14 protein-coding genes are annotated in these 15,097 nt (G+C 71.0%); 2 read left to right on the forward strand and 12 right to left on the reverse strand.

Annotated elements, in window-relative coordinates; all coding sequences use genetic code 11:
• Window positions 1-71: 71 nt before the first annotated feature.
• On the reverse strand, window positions 72-929 hold the full coding sequence (gene map, locus IEZ31_RS49495; RefSeq protein ID WP_190257112.1) for a type I methionyl aminopeptidase: 858 nt from the start codon (window positions 927-929) through the stop codon (window positions 72-74).
• A gap of 53 nt (window positions 930-982) precedes the next feature.
• Here map and IEZ31_RS49500 point away from each other — a divergent pair, with 53 nt between their 5' ends.
• Complete coding sequence (locus tag IEZ31_RS49500; protein ID WP_190257113.1) at window positions 983-1,171, forward strand: hypothetical protein; 189 nt, start codon at window positions 983-985, stop codon at window positions 1,169-1,171.
• On the opposite strand, the gene IEZ31_RS49505 is transcribed toward IEZ31_RS49500, so the two are convergent.
• The 11 genes from IEZ31_RS49505 to IEZ31_RS49555 all read right to left on the reverse strand — a co-directional run bounded on the left by IEZ31_RS49505 (window position 1,166) and on the right by IEZ31_RS49555 (window position 12,129).
• Window positions 1,166-1,954 carry a hypothetical protein gene (locus IEZ31_RS49505; protein ID WP_190257114.1) on the reverse strand — a complete coding sequence of 263 codons (789 nt, stop codon included), beginning with the start codon at window positions 1,952-1,954 and terminating at the stop codon, window positions 1,166-1,168. The genes IEZ31_RS49500 and IEZ31_RS49505 overlap by 6 nt on opposite strands.
• Before the next feature lie 60 nt (window positions 1,955-2,014).
• Window positions 2,015-2,470: a Uma2 family endonuclease gene (locus IEZ31_RS49510; RefSeq protein WP_229837060.1), complete on the reverse strand. Its 456-nt coding sequence runs from the start codon at window positions 2,468-2,470 to the stop codon at window positions 2,015-2,017.
• 114 nt (window positions 2,471-2,584) lie between these two features.
• Window positions 2,585-3,289 carry a gamma-glutamyl-gamma-aminobutyrate hydrolase family protein gene (locus IEZ31_RS49515; protein ID WP_190257116.1) on the reverse strand — a complete coding sequence of 235 codons (705 nt, stop codon included), beginning with the start codon at window positions 3,287-3,289 and terminating at the stop codon, window positions 2,585-2,587.
• Window positions 3,290-3,298: 9 nt separating this feature from the next.
• Window positions 3,299-4,204, reverse strand: a complete 906-nt coding sequence (locus IEZ31_RS49520) for an LLM class flavin-dependent oxidoreductase (protein ID WP_190257117.1) — start codon at window positions 4,202-4,204, stop codon at window positions 3,299-3,301.
• 13 nt (window positions 4,205-4,217) lie between these two features.
• On the reverse strand, window positions 4,218-4,901 hold the full coding sequence (locus IEZ31_RS49525) for a gamma-glutamyl-gamma-aminobutyrate hydrolase family protein (protein ID WP_190257118.1): 684 nt from the start codon (window positions 4,899-4,901) through the stop codon (window positions 4,218-4,220).
• The gene (locus IEZ31_RS49530) at window positions 4,898-5,665 is read right to left on the reverse strand and encodes a 3-oxoacyl-ACP reductase (RefSeq protein WP_190257119.1); all 768 of its coding nucleotides are present in this window, start codon (window positions 5,663-5,665) and stop codon (window positions 4,898-4,900) included. The genes IEZ31_RS49525 and IEZ31_RS49530 overlap by 4 nt, the downstream gene beginning before the upstream one ends.
• Window positions 5,666-7,021, reverse strand: coding sequence for an aldehyde dehydrogenase family protein (locus tag IEZ31_RS49535; RefSeq protein ID WP_190257120.1), 1,356 nt, complete (start codon window positions 7,019-7,021; stop codon window positions 5,666-5,668).
• A 432-nt stretch (window positions 7,022-7,453) separates the two neighbouring features.
• Window positions 7,454-8,776: a glutamine synthetase family protein gene (locus IEZ31_RS49540; RefSeq protein ID WP_190257147.1), complete on the reverse strand. Its 1,323-nt coding sequence runs from the start codon at window positions 8,774-8,776 to the stop codon at window positions 7,454-7,456.
• Window positions 8,777-8,815: 39 nt separating this feature from the next.
• On the reverse strand, window positions 8,816-9,556 hold the full coding sequence (locus tag IEZ31_RS49545; protein ID WP_190257121.1) for a FadR/GntR family transcriptional regulator: 741 nt from the start codon (window positions 9,554-9,556) through the stop codon (window positions 8,816-8,818).
• Window positions 9,557-9,611: 55 nt separating this feature from the next.
• The gene (locus IEZ31_RS49550) at window positions 9,612-11,171 is read right to left on the reverse strand and encodes an amino acid permease (protein WP_190257122.1); all 1,560 of its coding nucleotides are present in this window, start codon (window positions 11,169-11,171) and stop codon (window positions 9,612-9,614) included.
• A gap of 16 nt (window positions 11,172-11,187) precedes the next feature.
• Window positions 11,188-12,129, reverse strand: coding sequence for a choline kinase family protein (locus IEZ31_RS49555; protein WP_190257123.1), 942 nt, complete (start codon window positions 12,127-12,129; stop codon window positions 11,188-11,190).
• Between the two features lie 198 nt (window positions 12,130-12,327).
• Here IEZ31_RS49555 and IEZ31_RS49560 point away from each other — a divergent pair, with 198 nt between their 5' ends.
• Window positions 12,328-14,742: a GcvT family protein gene (locus tag IEZ31_RS49560; RefSeq protein WP_190257124.1), complete on the forward strand. Its 2,415-nt coding sequence runs from the start codon at window positions 12,328-12,330 to the stop codon at window positions 14,740-14,742.
• Window positions 14,743-15,097: the final 355 nt, after the last annotated feature.

A 15,097-nucleotide genomic window follows, 5' to 3' on the forward strand; every position in this document is an offset into this window, starting at 1 on the left:
CGCTTCGCTCCGGCGCCGCGAGTACAGGCTGAACCGATGGTGAGCGGCCCCTCCGCTACGCTCCGGACCGCTCACGGAAGGGTCAGGATCTCGTAGCCGTCCTCGGTCACCACGATCGTGTGCTCGAACTGGGCCGTCCACCTGCGGTCCTTGGTGACCACGGTCCAGCCGTCCTTCCAGATGTCGTACTCGTGGGTGCCGAGCGTGATCATCGGCTCGATCGTGAACGTCATGCCCGGCTCCATGATCGTGGTGAGCCGCGGGTTGTCGTAGTGCGGGACGTAGAGCCCGGTGTGGAAGACCTCGTTGATGCCGTGGCCGGTGAAGTCCCGGACCACGCCGTATTGGAACCGCTTCGCGTAGGCCTCGATGACCCGGCCGATCGCGTTGAGCGGGCGCCCCGGCGCGACGGCCCGGATGCCGCGCATCATCGCCTCGCGGGTGCGCTCGACGAGCAGCCGCGCATCCTCGGTGACGTCACCGACGCAGAACGTCTGGTTGGTGTCGCCGTGCACGCCGCCGATGAAGGCCGTGACGTCGACGTTGAGAATGTCGCCGTCCTCGATCACCGTCGAGTCGGGGATGCCGTGGCAGATGACCTCGTTGAGCGAGGTGCAGCAGGATTTCGGGAAGCCCTTGTACCCCAGCGTCGACGGATAGGCCCCGTGATCGCACAGGAACTCGTGGACGACCCGGTCGATCTCGTCGGTCGTCACGCCCGGCTTCGCGTGCTCGCCGGCCAGGGCCGTCGCCCGCGCGGCGAGCCGGCTCGCGACCCGCATCCGCTCGATGATCTCCGGCGTCTGGACGTCGGACCCGCGATGCTTCTGCGGTGCGCGCTTCCCGACATACTCGGGGCGCGCGATGCCGGCGGGAACCTGGCGCCAGGGGGTCTGGACACCTGGGGCTAGAGGTGCGCGGACGGTCATGCGGAAAAGCCTAACGCGCATCAACGGACGGCGGTCTGGGTAACCCCTTCAGCATGATCGACGAAGAGCGCGTCGAGGACCGGGCCGCCCTGCTCCTGCCCGAGGAGCTGGCGGCCGGCAGCGACGACCCGAAGGCCCAGGCCGAGGCCCTGCTGCGGGACTCCGACGACCGCGAGCACTACCGCGAGACCGCGCCGGACCTGCGCATCGAGCGCCGCACGTCCGACGAGGCCGCGTCATGATGCCTTCAGTACCTCACTGTTGAAGCGCGCGACGAGCGCCCGAGCCTCGTCCTCCCGCCCCTTCGGCACCAGGATGTCCGCCGCCTGGTAGTCCGTCCGGGCCCCGTACCGCCCGCTCTGGATGGTGGTGAACACCACCCTGGCCGGCCGGCCGGCGACGAACTCGACCGACTTCAGCGGCCCCGTCGGCGCGAACGCGGAGTAGCCGCCGGGCCGCCGCAGCACCCCGAGCTCGCTGATGGACATCTGCCCGGTCCGGCCGTCGCGGGCGAACGTCCCGGCCCCGCTGAGCCACACGATCAGCATCATGGCGCCCACACCGACGATCATGATCCCGCCGACGAAGATGAACGTCTGGCCGTCCTCGAAGCCGAGCAACAGCCCGATGATCAGGAGGACGGCGGCGATGCCCAGCGCGATCCGCGCGGCGCTGAGGCTGCGCCGGAGCCGGGCCGCCTCGACCTTGTTGGCCGCCTTCCACTCCGCCTCGTCATAGGACCACTGGGCCCAACTCTCGCCGGCCGCGAGACGGTCCATGTCGTCGATGTACCGCTTGGGCCACAAGAGGAACCGGATCAGCACCAGCATCAGGCCGATCATGAGGACGAGCGCCGTCAGCATGGCGGCGGAGATGTACAGGTCGGCGTCGGGGTCCTCGTACCCGCCGTCCCCGGTGATCACGAAGACCCCACCGAGCCACATCGCCCCGACGATGATCGGGACGAACACGAAGGTGATGGTCAGGAAGATGCGCATGTGCTCGATGGCGAAGACCTTCCTCATGCGAGCAGGTTAGGAATCGCCCACCTTCACTGCCGCACGACGACGCCAACCCGACACCCCTCAGCCCGCCTCGCGGACCAGTTCGCTGAGCAACACCGTCCGGACCAGGACGTAGCGGCCGTCCTCCAAGCGATGCATCAGCACGGACCAGTCGTCACCGGCCCGCTCGGCCCGCCAGTACTCCGGGATGCCGAAGCGCGCGTAGAGCTTCGGCTTCACGACCCGGTCCTCGTCAACCGAACCCCGCGACACTATCTCGACGACGATGTCGATGATGTCAGGCGCCTGGACGTTGTCATCCGACGCCGTCGATCCCATTCGGATCACCGACACGTCGGGAACTCGGTAGTGGCGGTCGTCAAATCGCACGCCGATGTCGTGATACGCCTCGCGGCCGATGCGGTCGAAGTAGACGAGCAGATCGCCCGATGCCCGCTGGTGAGCAGGAAAGGGCGGCGGCGTCATCTTCGGCACTCCCTCGTGCAGCTCGACCTTGAAACCTTCCGGCTCGCGCATCGCGAGCACGTCGGCGACCGTGAGCTCGCCGCGGAGCGCCCAGTCGTCGGGAAGCTCGATGAGCATGCTTGCCGTCCTCATGGTTCGAGACTAGCAACGGTTAGGGCCGTAAGGCTAACTGGCCCTCTGTGCGCGGGCGGCCTCTACGAAGGCTTCGAAGAGGCGGAAGTCCGTGGTGTCCTCCGGGTGCCACTGGACGCCCAGCGCGAAGGTCTTCGACGGGTCCTCCACGACCTCGACGAGGTCGTCCTCCGGGCACCAGCCCGTGGCCGTGAGCTTGCCCGGATCGGCGATGCCCTGGTGGTGGTAGGAGTTCACGATGACGGCCTCCCCCAGCACCGCCGCCGCCCGGGAACCCGGAGCGAGCTGCACGGGGTGTTCGCCGAACTTCGGGCCGCTCACCGGGCGGTGGTTGTGGTGGCCCAGCACGTCGGGGAGGTGCTGGTGGAGGCGGCCGCCGTAGGCGACGCACATCAGCTGCATCCCGCGGCAGATGGCGAACAGCGGCAGGTCGGCGTCGAGCGCGGCCCGCATGAGCAGCAGCTCGGCGGCGTCCCGCTCCGGCTTGACCTTGGTGGTGGGGTGCGGCGGCTCGCCGTAGAGGTCGGGGTTCACGTCGGAGCCGCCCGTGAACATGATGCCGTTCAGGCCCTCCAGGACGTCAATGTCCGGGTCGTCCGGGGTGACGAGGACCGCACGGCCGCCCGAGGCGTGCACGGCGTGAACGTACGACAGGGGCAGGACCGCGGAGAACGTGTCGTTGAGCCCGAAACGGGTCTCCTCGGCGTAGGTGGTCAGGCCGATGACCGGTCGCGACATACCATCAACCTAACCCGCGGGTGTGAGGTTGTGGAGGATCTCCAAGGCCAGATCCAGGGCGGCCGAAGGGTCGACGTCGGGGTGAGCGATCCGCCGATCCCAGTTGAGGTCGTAGAAGACCTCGGTGACGCCCTGGGTGGCGAGCCAGGCCGTGTCCTCGCGCACCTGCTCGTACGAACCCTCCAGGCGCCGGCGCTCGGGACCCAGGTCGTGGTCGCTGAGCCGGACCACGCCGCGGCAGACGATCCGCACCGCGGCCGGGTCCTTGCCCGCCTTCTCGGCGCCCGCCCGGACCAGCTCGACGTCGCGGTGGATGTGCGCCAGGTCGGTCGCGCTGCGGCTCACCCAGCCGTCGGCGATCTCGCCGGCCCGCGCGAGCGCCGCCGGCACCGAGCCGCCGAGCAGCAGCTGCGGGCCCGGCGGCTTCGGGGCCATCCGGCTGGGCGGCACCCTGTAGAGGTCGCCGTCGAACGAGCTGACCTCGTCGCCCCACAGCGTGCGGAGCACGGCGACGTACTCGCGCACCCGCTTGGCCCGGTGCTCGACCGACCCGCCCGTCGCGGCGAACTCCGCCTCCGACCAGCCGGTGCCCAGCCCCAGGTCGAGCCGGCCGCCGCTGAGCAGGTCGAGCGTGCCCGCCTGCTTGGCCAGGTAGGCGGGCGAGAGGAACGGCAGGTTGACCACCGCCACGCCGAGCCGGACGGCGGTGGTCCGCGCGGCGGCGAACGTCAGCGCGACGATCGGGTCGAGGACGCTGCGGTACACCGGGTCGAGCTGCTGGTCCGCTCCCACCAGCAGGCGCTGGAACGTCCAGAGCGAGTCGTAGCCGCCCCGCTCCGCCTCGACCGCCACCTGCGCCAGTCGCTCCGGCGTGGCCCACGATCCCGACACCGGCAGCCCGAACCCGATCCGCATGCCTCCAACCTACTCAGACGGCCCGCACGAGCGCCGCGAAGGGACGCACGTCACCGGCCTCCTCCGGGTGCCATTGGACGCCGAGGACGAACCGGCGGGCCGGGTCCTCGACCGCCTCGGTCACCTCGTCGTCGGACCAGCCGGTCACCGTCAGCGTGCCGGGTTTGTCGACCGCCTGGTGGTGGTACGAGTTGACCTCCGCCGACGGCCCGAAGACCCTGGCCGCCCGCGAGCCGGCGGCGAAGCGCGCCGGATGGGTGCCGTAGACGCCCGGGGCCGGCTGGTGGCGTTCGTTGCCCAGCACGTCGGGCAGGTGCTGGTACAGCGTGCCCCCATAGGCGACGGCGAGCAGCTCCATACCGCGGCACACGCCCAGCACCGGCAGGTCGGCGTCGAGCGCGGCCCGCAGGACGGCCAGCTCGCCGGCGTCGCGGTCGGGCCGGGTCCTCGTCGTCGGGTGCGGCTCGGCACCGTAGCGCGACGGCTCGATGTCCGCCCCGCCGGCCAGCACGAGGCCGTCGAGCCGCCCGATCAGCCCGGCGGCGTCGTCCCCGGCGTCGGGCGGCAGGACGACCGGGCGGGCTCCGGCGTCGCGCACCACCCGAACGTACGACTCCGGAATCAGCACCGCCCGGGTGTCCCACACGCCCCAGCGCGCCGGCTCGGCGTAGGCCGTGATCCCGATCAGCGGTCTCATAGCGGGGTCACGTACGCGCCGGTGATGCCGCCGTCGACCACGAACGTCGAGGCCGTGATGAAGGAGGCGTCGTCGCTGGCGAGGAACGCCACGGCGCCGGCGATCTCCTCCGGGTTGCCGAAGCGGCCCATCGGGACGTGCACCAGCCGCCGGGCCGCGCGCTCGGGATCCTTCGCGAACAGCTCCATGAGCAGCGGGGTCGCGATCGGTCCGGGGCACAGCGCGTTGACCCGGATGCCCTGGCGGGCGAACTGCACGCCGAGCTCGCGGGTCATCGACAGCACGGCGCCCTTGCTGGCCGTGTAGGCGATCTGCGAGGTCGCGGCGCCCAGCAGGGCCACGAAGCTGGCCGTGTTGATGATCGAGCCCTTGCCCTGCGCCAGCATGTGGGGGATGACGTACTTGCAGCAGTAGTAGACGCTGGTCGTGTTGACCTTCAGGACCCGCTCCCACGCCTCGATGCCCGTGTCGAGGATGGAGTCGTCGTCGGGCGGCGAGATGCCGGCGTTGTTGAAGGCGATGTCGACCCGCCCGTGGCGCTCGACGACCCCGTCGAAGAGCGCCTTCACGGCCTCCTCGTCGGCCACGTCGACGGCCACGAACTCGCCGCCGACCTCCTTCGCCGCCGCCTTGCCCGCGTCCGGGTTGAGGTCGACCGCCACGACCTTCGCGCCCTCCGACGCGAACCGGCGGGCGGTGGCGAGCCCGATGCCGCTGCCGGCGCCGGTGATGACCGCGACGCGGTCCTGCAGACGTGCCTGCACCTATGCCTCCGTGCTGAAGTAGACGTTCTTGACCTCGCTGAACGCGGCGACCGCGTCCGGCCCGAGCTCACGACCCAGGCCGCTCTGCTTGACCCCGCCGAACGGCGTCCAGTAGCGGACCGAGGAGTTGGAGTTGACGCTGAGGTTGCCCGCCTCGACGCCGCGCGCGACGCGGATGCCGCGGCCCAGGTCGCCGGTCCAGATCGAACCCGACAGCCCGTACTCGGTGTCGTTGGCCTTCCGGATCGCGTCGTCCTCGTCGTCGAACGGCATGACCGACAGCACCGGCCCGAAGATCTCCTCACGCCAGTGCTGGTCATCGGTGGACCGGGCGCCGACAACGGTCGGCGGCATCCACCAGCCCTTGCCGTCGGGCGCGGTGCCGGTGAACAGCACTTCCTTTTCGGATATATACGATTTGACCGACTCGCGCTGACCGCTGGAGATCAGCGGGCCCATCTGCGCGGTCTCCAGGGAAGGGTCCTCGCAGCGGAACGCCTTGACCGACTGCTCCAGCAGGCCGAGAAACTTGTCGTACACGCCGGCCTGCACCAGCAGCCGCGACCGGGCGCAGCAGTCCTGGCCGGCGTTGTCGAACACGGCGCCGGGCGCCCCGGCGGCCGCCCTCTCCAGGTCGGCGTCCGCGAACACGATGTTGGCGCTCTTGCCGCCGAGCTCCAGGGTCACGCGCTTCACCTGGTCGGCGCAGCCGGCCATGATCTGCTTGCCGACGTCGGTGGAGCCCGTGAAGCAGACCTTGCGGACGAGCGGATGGGTGACGAACCGCTGCCCGACGATGGAGCCTTTCCCCGGCAGTACCGTGAGAACGCCCTCCGGAAGCCCGGCCTCCAGCGCCAGCTCGCCGAGGCGGATGGCGGTCAGCGGGGTAAGCTCGGCCGGCTTGAGCACGACCGTGTTGCCGGCCGCGAGAGCGGGCCCGAAGCCCCATCCGGCGATGGGCATGGGGAAGTTCCAGGGCACGATGATGCCGACCACGCCGAGCGGCTCATAGAAGGTGACGTCGATGCCACCGGCGACGGGGATCTGCCGGCCGCTGAGCCGCTCAGGCGCTCCGGCGTAGTAGTCGAGGACGTCGCGGACGTTCCCGGCCTCCCACCGCGCGTTGCCGATGGTGTGCCCGGAGTTGCGCACCTCGAGCTGCGCGAGCTCCTCGTTGTGCGCGTCGACCACGGCCGCGAACCGCCGCAGCAGCCGCGCCCGGTCCCCGGGCGCGACCTTCCGCCAGCTCTCGAACGCTCGTTGCGCCCGCTCGATGGCCGCGTCGGTCTCCTCGACGCTGGTGGCCGGCACCGTGGCCACGATCTCTTCGCTCACCGGCGAGATGACGTCATGCACTGCCTACTCCTTCCAGTCCCCGCTCACTCCGCCGACCCGCTTCCGCACCCCACCCGCACCGCCGCCGTCCCGCCCCGAACGCCGCGTCCAGCCGGCACCGCCGCCGTCCCGCCCCGAACGCCGCCTGTGCTCTCCCGCCGCCGCACTCTCCCCGCCGCGCGCACTGCCTCTTCGCTGACCGCCCCACCCCAACCGCCGGTCGCTCCCGCTCTCACTTCCGCGATCTTGGACTTGTGGTCCCTAATATTCCCGACATTTCCGTTTTATCCGGGACCATAACTCCAAGATCGGCGCGGTTGGCGTCGCGGCACCCGGACTGCCAGCCAGCCGGCCGAGCGGCGCGGGGAGAGCGGGGCGGCCAGCGGGCCGGGCGCCGTAACGGGCCGGGCGCCGTAACGGGCCGGGCGCCGTAACGGGCGGAGAGTAGTGCGGTCACAGGCGTTCGAAGCCGCGGAGCAGCTCCCAGTCCGTCACCGCCGCGTCGAACGCGGCCAGCTCCACCCGCGCGTTGTTCGCGTAGTGCTCGACCACCTCGTCGCCGAACGCCTCCCGGGCCAGCGCGCTCGACTCCCACAGCCCCAGCGCCTCCCGCAGCGTCGAAGGCACCCGCGGCGCGGAGGCGTCCTCGTACGCGTTGCCGGTGTAGATGTCCTCCAGCGGCAACGCGTTCCGGATGCCGTGCAGAGCGCCGGCGACGAGGGCGGCGATCGCGAGGTACGGGTTCACGTCCGCGCCGGGCACGCGGTTCTCCACCCGGCGCGACGCGCCGTGGCCGACGACCCGCAGCGCGCACGTGCGGTTGTCGTCGCCCCACCGCACCGCGGTCGGCGCGAAGGAGCCGGCCTGGTAGCGCTTGTAGGAGTTGATGTTCGGCGCGTAGAGCAGCGTGAAGTCGCGCATCGTCGCCAGCAGGCCGGCCATCGCGTGGTGGAACACCTCGTCGCCGGCCGGGCCGTTCGCGTCGCGCAGCGAGAAGTGGATGTGGCAGGAGTTGCCCTCCCGGGCGTTGGGCTTGGCCATGAACGTGATGGAGACGCCCTCCTGGGCGGCGATCTCCTTCGCCCCGTTCTTGTACAGCGTGTGCCCGTCCGCGTTGCGCAGCGCCTCGTCGTAGCGGAAGGCGATCTCGTGCTGGCCGAGGTTGCACTCCCCCTTGGCGCTCTCCGGCACCAGGCCCGCGCCCGCCATGTCGTTGCGGATCCGGCGCAGGAGCGGCTCGATGCGGGCCGTCTGCAGCAGCGAGTAGTCGGCGTTGAAGACGTTCGCCGGGGTCAGGTCCCGGTAGCCGCGTGCGTGGGCGTCCTCGTAGCTGTCGCGGTACACGATGAACTCGAGCTCGGTGCCCGTGAAGGCCCGCAGGCCCGTGTCGGCCAGCCGGGCGAGCTGCGCCTGCAGGATCTGCCGCGGCGACGCGAGCACCGGGCCGGCGCCGTCGAGCCAGCCCAGGTCGGCCAGCACGAGCGCGGTGCCGGGCTGCCACGGGATGCGGCGCAGGGTGCTGAGGTCGGGGAGCATCGCGAAGTCGCCGTAGCCGCGCGCCCACGAGGACATCGCGTAGCCGTCGACGGTGTTCATCTCGACGTCGACCGCGAGCAGGTAGTTGCATCCCTCGGTGCCGTGGGCGACGACCTCGTCGAGGAAGTGGCGCGCATAGAACCGCTTGCCCTGCAGCCGCCCCTGCATGTCGGTGATCGCCACGACGACGGTGTCGATCTCACCCTCGTCGACGGCGATGCGCAGCTGCTCGACGGTCATCATCGGCTTCCCCTAAAGGTCTAGAACCAAACCATAAGCTCAACCCAACAGGCCGCGCAACAACGCCGCGGTGGCGTCGCAGTGCTCCTCCATCTCGGCCCGCGCCGTGGCCGGGTCGCCGGCCAGGATCGCCTCGACGACGCGCTCGTGCTGGGCGTCGGAGTGGTCGAGGTTGCGCCGCAGGACCGGGATCGCGGCCAGCAGCCGGTCCAGGCGCAGCTGCACGTCGGCGATGGCCGCGGTGACGGACGTCGAGCCGCTCGCCGAGGCGATCGCCAGGTGCAGCCGGGAGTCGTTGACCCGCCGGGTGAGCGGGTCGCGGGTGCGGGCCGATCCCAGGCAGGCCACGAGGTGCGCCCGGTCGGCCGCGGACAGCGCGCGGGTCGCCGCGAGGGCCGCGGCGCCCGGCTCCAGCACGCGCCGGAAGTCCAGCGCGTCGTGCAACGCGTCGCCCATCTCGCGGGCGAGGGCCGCCGCGTCGCGGTCGTGCACGACGACGGCGTCGCCCGTGGCGCGCACGACGAAGGTCCCGCCGGAGCGCCCGCGCCGCGACTCCAGGAACCCGGCCTCGCGGAGGGCGGCGATCGCCTCCCGCAGGGTCACCCGGCTCACCTGGAGCCGCTCGGCCAACTCACGCTCGGGCGGCAGGCGCTCGCCGACGGGCACCAGCCCGAGGCGGATCGTCTGGGCGAGCCGGGCGACGGTGATCTCGAAGGCGTTGCCGCCCCGGACCGGCCGCCACATCGGCACGCCCGACAAGGGCTCCGTAGCCACCGGCATCCGACCTCCCCGCGTCGTGGTCCGGGCCGGAGCCCGGCCCGGACCACATCATTCCCTACTCCGCGGCCTTGGCCGTGTCCTCTTCCGGGACCTCATCGATCGTCCGGATCGGGCCTGTGAACCAGGTCCGGGCCGAGGCGTACCACCAGATCGCGGCGCCGCCGATGACGATCAGCAGCGCGACCGGCGCGTAGTTCACGGCCGTGAACGTGAAGTCCTTGTTGCCGGGGATCGCGGCCGGCGTGAAGGGCATGATGAAGTAGATCGAGACCACGACGATCTCGATGACCGCGATCCAGCCGAGCACCTTGTACTTGCTGCCGAGCGTCCACGGGCCGGGCACGAACCGGTCGCCCATCCGCAGCCGCAGGTAGATCGGGATCAGGAACGCGACGTAGAGCCCGATGACCGCCACCGAGACCACCGCGTAGAACGCGGTCGGCGCGCCCGTCGGGCTCTTGTAGAGGGCCGGCAGGGTCAGCACGAGGCCGGCGGCCGCGGCGGCGAAGATGGCGTTGACCGGCGTGCCGTTGCGGTCCACCTTGGACCACAGCCGCCAGCCCGGCACGGCCCGGTCACGGCTGAAGGCGTAGGTCATCCGCGACATGCTCGTCACGCAGCTCATGCCGCAGAAGAACTGTCCGATCGTGGAGATCAGGATGACCGCCTTGAAGAAGCCGGCGCTCAGCGCGGTCTCGAAGATGGCGCCGGAGAACCCGGCCGCCGCGTTGATCGCCTCGACGTCGGTCGCCGCGAACAGGAACGCCAGCAGCAGGATCCAGCCGCCGATCGCCGAGTAGAAGATGGACTGCCAGAGTCCCTTGGCGGCGGCGGTCGAGGCGCCCTTGGTCTCCTCGGAGACGTGCGCACAGGCGTCGAAGCCGGTGATGGTGTACTGCGTGAGCAGGAACCCGAACGGCAGGACGAGGAACCAGTAGGTGGCGTCGGAGTAGCCGGAGTTGTTGAAGCGCTCGGTGAACACGAACGACAGGCTCTGGTGCTTCTCCGGCACGAAGACCAGGATCAGCACGACGGCCGCGGCGCCGGCGACGTGCCACCACACCGAGACGTTCTGGAGCACGTCGATGATGCTGTGTCCCCAGATGTTGATCGCCACGTGCGCGGCCAGGATCAGCACGAAGAGCAGGAACGTCAGGTTGAGGTTCGTGCTGTCCCACGAGCTGTAGGCGTCGAGCACCAGGCTGAGGAAGGTCGCGCAGCCGTAGTCGACCGACGCGGTCACGGCGACGAGCCCGACCAGGTTGAGCCAGCCGGTGAACCAGCCGTGGACCGGCTTGCCCATCTTCGCGGCCCACCAGTAGATGCCGCCGGCCGTCGGGTACGCCGACACCAGCTCCGACATGCAGAAGCCGATGATCAGAATGAAGATCGAGATGAGCGGCCAGCCCCACGAGATGGCGATCGGACCGCCGTTCATCCACGCCTGGCCGAACGTCGTGAAGCAGCCGGCGAGGATCGAGATGATGGAGAACGAGATGGCGAAGTTGGAGAACCCGCTCCACTTGCGCCGGAGCTCCTGCTTGTAACCCAGTTCGGCGAGCCGCCGCTCGTCGTCGTCGAGCGGCAGGTCGGCCTGGGTCGGCGATGCCGACATGGGCACCTCCTCGGTGCTAGTGCTTGGGGGTGGTGGTGTTCCTTCCGGTCACCGTGTCGAGCAGGCCACCGAGACCGGGGTCGTCGAGCGAGCGCCGGGCCTGGTCCCACTTGTCGGCCGCCTCGGCGGCGTAGTCGAAGCCGGTCGCCGTCAGCAGTCCATGGTGGACGGTGAACCACAGCGCCCAGGTGACGTTGGACGCGATCAGAAAGAGCCGCACGCGGGCGGCGAGCGCGGGCGTGCGGTCCGCACCGAAGTAGGCGGCGGCGAGGAGCTCGACCTGATCCGGGTCGTAGTCGGCCTCGGCCGCGATGTCGCCCAGCTCGAACGCGGGATCATTGTTGCCGGACAGCTGGTAGTCGATGATCCGCACGCCGTCGCCGGTGGCGATGAAGTTCTCGGCGAGCAGATCGTTGTGGCACGGTACCGCGGGCAACGGCGCGACACTGAGCGCTGCCCGGATGTCGTCCACTGTGGACGAGCGGTCGAGGTACCCCTCCGGCAGCGGCAGGTCGTGCCGGGCACAGACGGCGAGGAGCTCGTCCCGCTTGGCGAAGATGTCGAAGGCGTTGCCGAACGCCGGCCCGGCGTGCAGCCGCCGGCAGGCCTCGGCGATCGCCGGCACCACCGCCGGGTGCCGCACGTCGGCGGCCCGCAGCGTGCGGCCGGGCAGGAACTCCAGCACGATCGCCGGCACGTCGTCGAGCACCGTGTAGACCCGGGCGCCCACGGTCCCGGCCGCCCGCACGGTGTTGGCGATCTCCTGCTCGGGCGGGATGCCCAGGCCGGCCGCGGAGACCGCCGGCTCCAGCACCCGCAACACGTAGGGCTGGCCGTCGACGTCCACGCGGAAGATGTGGTGCGACAGGCCGCCGTCGAGGCGCTGCCACTCCACCGCGCGGCCCACCCACGACGGGACCCGCTCCAGCAGGTCCGCCACTGACGGCACCGCGCTCATGACCCGGCCCCTTCGCCGCGATCAAACGCCGGTTTCGTGCCTTTAACGAGGCTGGCCCGAAGTGATCGGCGTCATGGTGTGCAAGAGTTAACGCCCCCGTCAGCCGCCCGTCAAGAGGACCGCTCGCGTTTACCTGGCGGAAACAAGTGGCACGGCTTCAGACCTTTTCCGCGGCCGATCCAAGGGCCACAATCAGGCATGCTTCCCGCAACGGCGCGTGTGGTCGTCATCGGCGGCGGGGTCGCCGGCTGCAGCATCGCCTATCACCTGGCCCGCCTCGGCTGGACCGACGTGGTGCTCGTCGAGCAGCACGAGCTCACCGAGGGCACGACGTGGCACTCCGCCGGGTTCGTCGGCCAGCTGCGGTCGACGATCAGCCAGACCCGCATGATCATGTACTCCTCCGGCCTCTACGCCGAGCTGCGGGAGCGCACCGGCCTCGACCCCGGCTGGCGGGGCGTCGGCGGACTGCGGCTGGCCACCACGCCGGAGCGGGTCGAGGAGCTACGCCGCCAGGCGAGCTCGGCCACGACGTACGGGCTGGGCATGGAGCTGCTCGGCCCGGCCGAGACCGTCGACCGGCTGCCCCTGCTCAACGTGGCCGACGTCCGGCTCGCCGGCTGGCTGCCCGGCGACGGCTGGCTGGAGCCGGCCCAGCTCGCCGAGGCGCTCGCCGCCGGCGCGCGCTCCCTCGGCGTCCGGATCGTCACCGGCACCCGCGTGACGGGCATCGTCGTCGCGGGCGGGCGGGTCAGCGCGGTCGACACGTCGGCCGGCCGCATCGCCGCCGAGGTCGTCGTCAACGCGGCCGGCGCCGCCGCCGGGCAGGTCGGCCGGCTGGCCGGCGTCGACCTGCCGATCGTGCCCATCAAGCACCAGTACGTCGTCTCGGACTCGCTGGGCATGCCCACGATGGAGCTGCCGACCGTCCGGGACCCCGATCGCATCGTGTACTTCAGGGGCGGCGACGAGACCGGCCTGCTCGTCGGCGGGTACGTCCGCGACCCCTCGCTCTACTGGCCGGCGTCCATGGACCAGCCCCGCACGCTCTTCGAGCCCGACATGGCGAAGTTCGCCGAGTCGTGGGAGAACGCCCGGCACCGCGTGCCGGCGCTGCGCGACCTCGACATCGCGCGCGTCGTGCACGGCCCGGAGGCGTTCACGCCCGACGGCGAGTTCCTGCTCGGCGAGACGCCCGTGGCCGGGTTCTGGGTCGCCGCCGGGTTCTGCGTCCACGGCCTGGCCGCCGCCGGCGGGGTCGGCAAGGTGATGGCGGAGTGGATCGTCGACGGCTCGCCGGAGTACGACGTGTCCACGATGGACGTCCGCCGCTTCGGCGCGCACGCCGCCAGCCGCCGCTGGGCGAGCACGAAGGCCATCGACGGCTACTCGCGGTACTACGACGTGGTCTACCCCGGCCAGGAGTGGCAGGCCGCCCGCCCGCTGCGCCGCTCGGCGGTGTGGCCGCGGCTGGGCGAGCTCGACGCCGCCCTGGGCGAGAAGGCGGGCTGGGAGCGGGCCAACTGGTTCGGCGTCAACGCCGGCCTGACCCCGCAGGCGCAGCGCCCGAAGGGCTGGGCCGGCCGCTACTGGTCCCCGGCCATCGCCGGCGAGGTCGCCGCGACCACGTCCGCGGCCGGCCTGTTCGACCAGTCCTCGTTCGCGAAGCTGGACGTCCGCGGCCCCGGCGCCCTGGCCCTGCTCAACCACCTGTGCGCGAACGAGATCGACCGCCCGGTCGGCACCCTCGTCTACACGCAGCTGCTCAACTCCCGCGGCGGCATCGAGGCCGACCTCACCGTGACCCGCCTGGGCGAGCAGCACTTCCGCATCGTCACCAGCACCGCGTGCGGCGTCCGCGACGGGGACTGGATCCGCAAGCACGCCACCGACGACGTGCTCGTCGACGACGTGACCGGCGCCTACGGCTGCCTCTGCCTGTGGGGCCCGGCCGCCCGCGACATCCTGCAGCCGCTCACCGACGCCGCACTGTCCAATGCGGACTTCCCGTTCATGCGGGCGCAACGCCTGACGGTGGGCGCCGTGCCCGTCCTGGCCCAGCGGGTGACGTACGTCGGCGAGCTGGGCTGGGAGCTCTACGCCTCGACCGAGTACGTCCTGACCCTGTGGGACACCCTGAACGCCGCCGGCCGTCCGGCCGGCCTGCGCCCGGCCGGCTACCGCGCCATCGACTCGATGCGGCTGGAGAAGGGCTACCGGGTCTGGGGCTCCGACCTGACCACCGACACCGACCCTTTCTCGGCGGGTCTGGATGCTTTCGTACGCCTGGAGAAACCGTTCCTGGGCCGCGAGGCGTTGACGGCCCTGCAGTCGTCCGGCGGCCCGTCGCGCGCCCTGCGCTGCCTGGTCCTGGACGACCCCGGCACGGTCTGCCTGGGCAGCGAGCCGGTCCGCGTGGAGGGCCGGCCCTGTGGCCGGGTCACGTCGGGCGGGTTCGGCTACCGGGTCGGCGCCTCGATCGCGTACGCGTACCTGCCCGCGGACGTCGAGATCGGCACCCCGATCGAGGTGAGCGTCTTCGACCGCTGGATTCCCGGCGTGGTACGGGCCGAGCCCCTCTACGACCCCAAGATGCTCCGCGTCCGCGCCTGACCCCCCACCCCCCTTTTTGCGTCGATCTTGCACCTGTGGTGCCCACATCGTGGGTTATCGCCCCGTTTTGTCGCCACCACAACTGCAAGATCGACGCGGGAGGGTGACCACCGCGGGCCTCCGGGCTCTTGGGGCGACGGCGATGGCAGCGTCCGTGCCGCCGGGGCGGATGCACCGGCGGCACGAGCGGTGTCCGACGGGAGCGACGGTCGTGCGCCCGACGGTGATTTGGCAATCTCGATGCTCTAGGCCCTGTTTCACGACTGGGGTCGGAGTGCGGCGGAGTCCAGATTTCTCCTGGCGGTGCCCCGCGGAAGTCTGGCTACCGGTGTTGTAACCGGGCTTTCGCGGGGTG

The sequence above is a fragment of the Dactylosporangium sucinum genome, from assembly GCF_014647515.1.
GTDB classification, from domain to species: Bacteria; Actinomycetota; Actinomycetes; order Mycobacteriales; family Micromonosporaceae; genus Dactylosporangium; species Dactylosporangium sucinum.

What these genes read in the sequence shown, in the direction of transcription:
- map (WP_190257112.1), bottom strand. Translation starts at nt 929, where the DNA reads ATGACCGTCCGCGCACCTCTAGCCCCAGGTGTCCAGACCCCCTGGCGC.
- IEZ31_RS49500 (WP_190257113.1), top strand. Translation starts at nt 983, where the DNA reads ATGATCGACGAAGAGCGCGTCGAGGACCGGGCCGCCCTGCTCCTGCCC.
- IEZ31_RS49505 (WP_190257114.1), bottom strand. Translation starts at nt 1,954, where the DNA reads ATGAGGAAGGTCTTCGCCATCGAGCACATGCGCATCTTCCTGACCATC.
- IEZ31_RS49510 (WP_229837060.1), bottom strand. Translation starts at nt 2,470, where the DNA reads ATGCGCGAGCCGGAAGGTTTCAAGGTCGAGCTGCACGAGGGAGTGCCG.
- IEZ31_RS49515 (WP_190257116.1), bottom strand. Translation starts at nt 3,289, where the DNA reads ATGTCGCGACCGGTCATCGGCCTGACCACCTACGCCGAGGAGACCCGT.
- IEZ31_RS49520 (WP_190257117.1), bottom strand. Translation starts at nt 4,204, where the DNA reads ATGCGGATCGGGTTCGGGCTGCCGGTGTCGGGATCGTGGGCCACGCCG.
- IEZ31_RS49525 (WP_190257118.1), bottom strand. Translation starts at nt 4,901, where the DNA reads ATGAGACCGCTGATCGGGATCACGGCCTACGCCGAGCCGGCGCGCTGG.
- IEZ31_RS49540 (WP_190257147.1), bottom strand. Translation starts at nt 8,776, where the DNA reads ATGACCGTCGAGCAGCTGCGCATCGCCGTCGACGAGGGTGAGATCGAC.
- IEZ31_RS49545 (WP_190257121.1), bottom strand. Translation starts at nt 9,556, where the DNA reads ATGCCGGTGGCTACGGAGCCCTTGTCGGGCGTGCCGATGTGGCGGCCG.
- IEZ31_RS49550 (WP_190257122.1), bottom strand. Translation starts at nt 11,171, where the DNA reads ATGTCGGCATCGCCGACCCAGGCCGACCTGCCGCTCGACGACGACGAG.
- IEZ31_RS49555 (WP_190257123.1), bottom strand. Translation starts at nt 12,129, where the DNA reads ATGAGCGCGGTGCCGTCAGTGGCGGACCTGCTGGAGCGGGTCCCGTCG.
- IEZ31_RS49560 (WP_190257124.1), top strand. Translation starts at nt 12,328, where the DNA reads ATGCTTCCCGCAACGGCGCGTGTGGTCGTCATCGGCGGCGGGGTCGCC.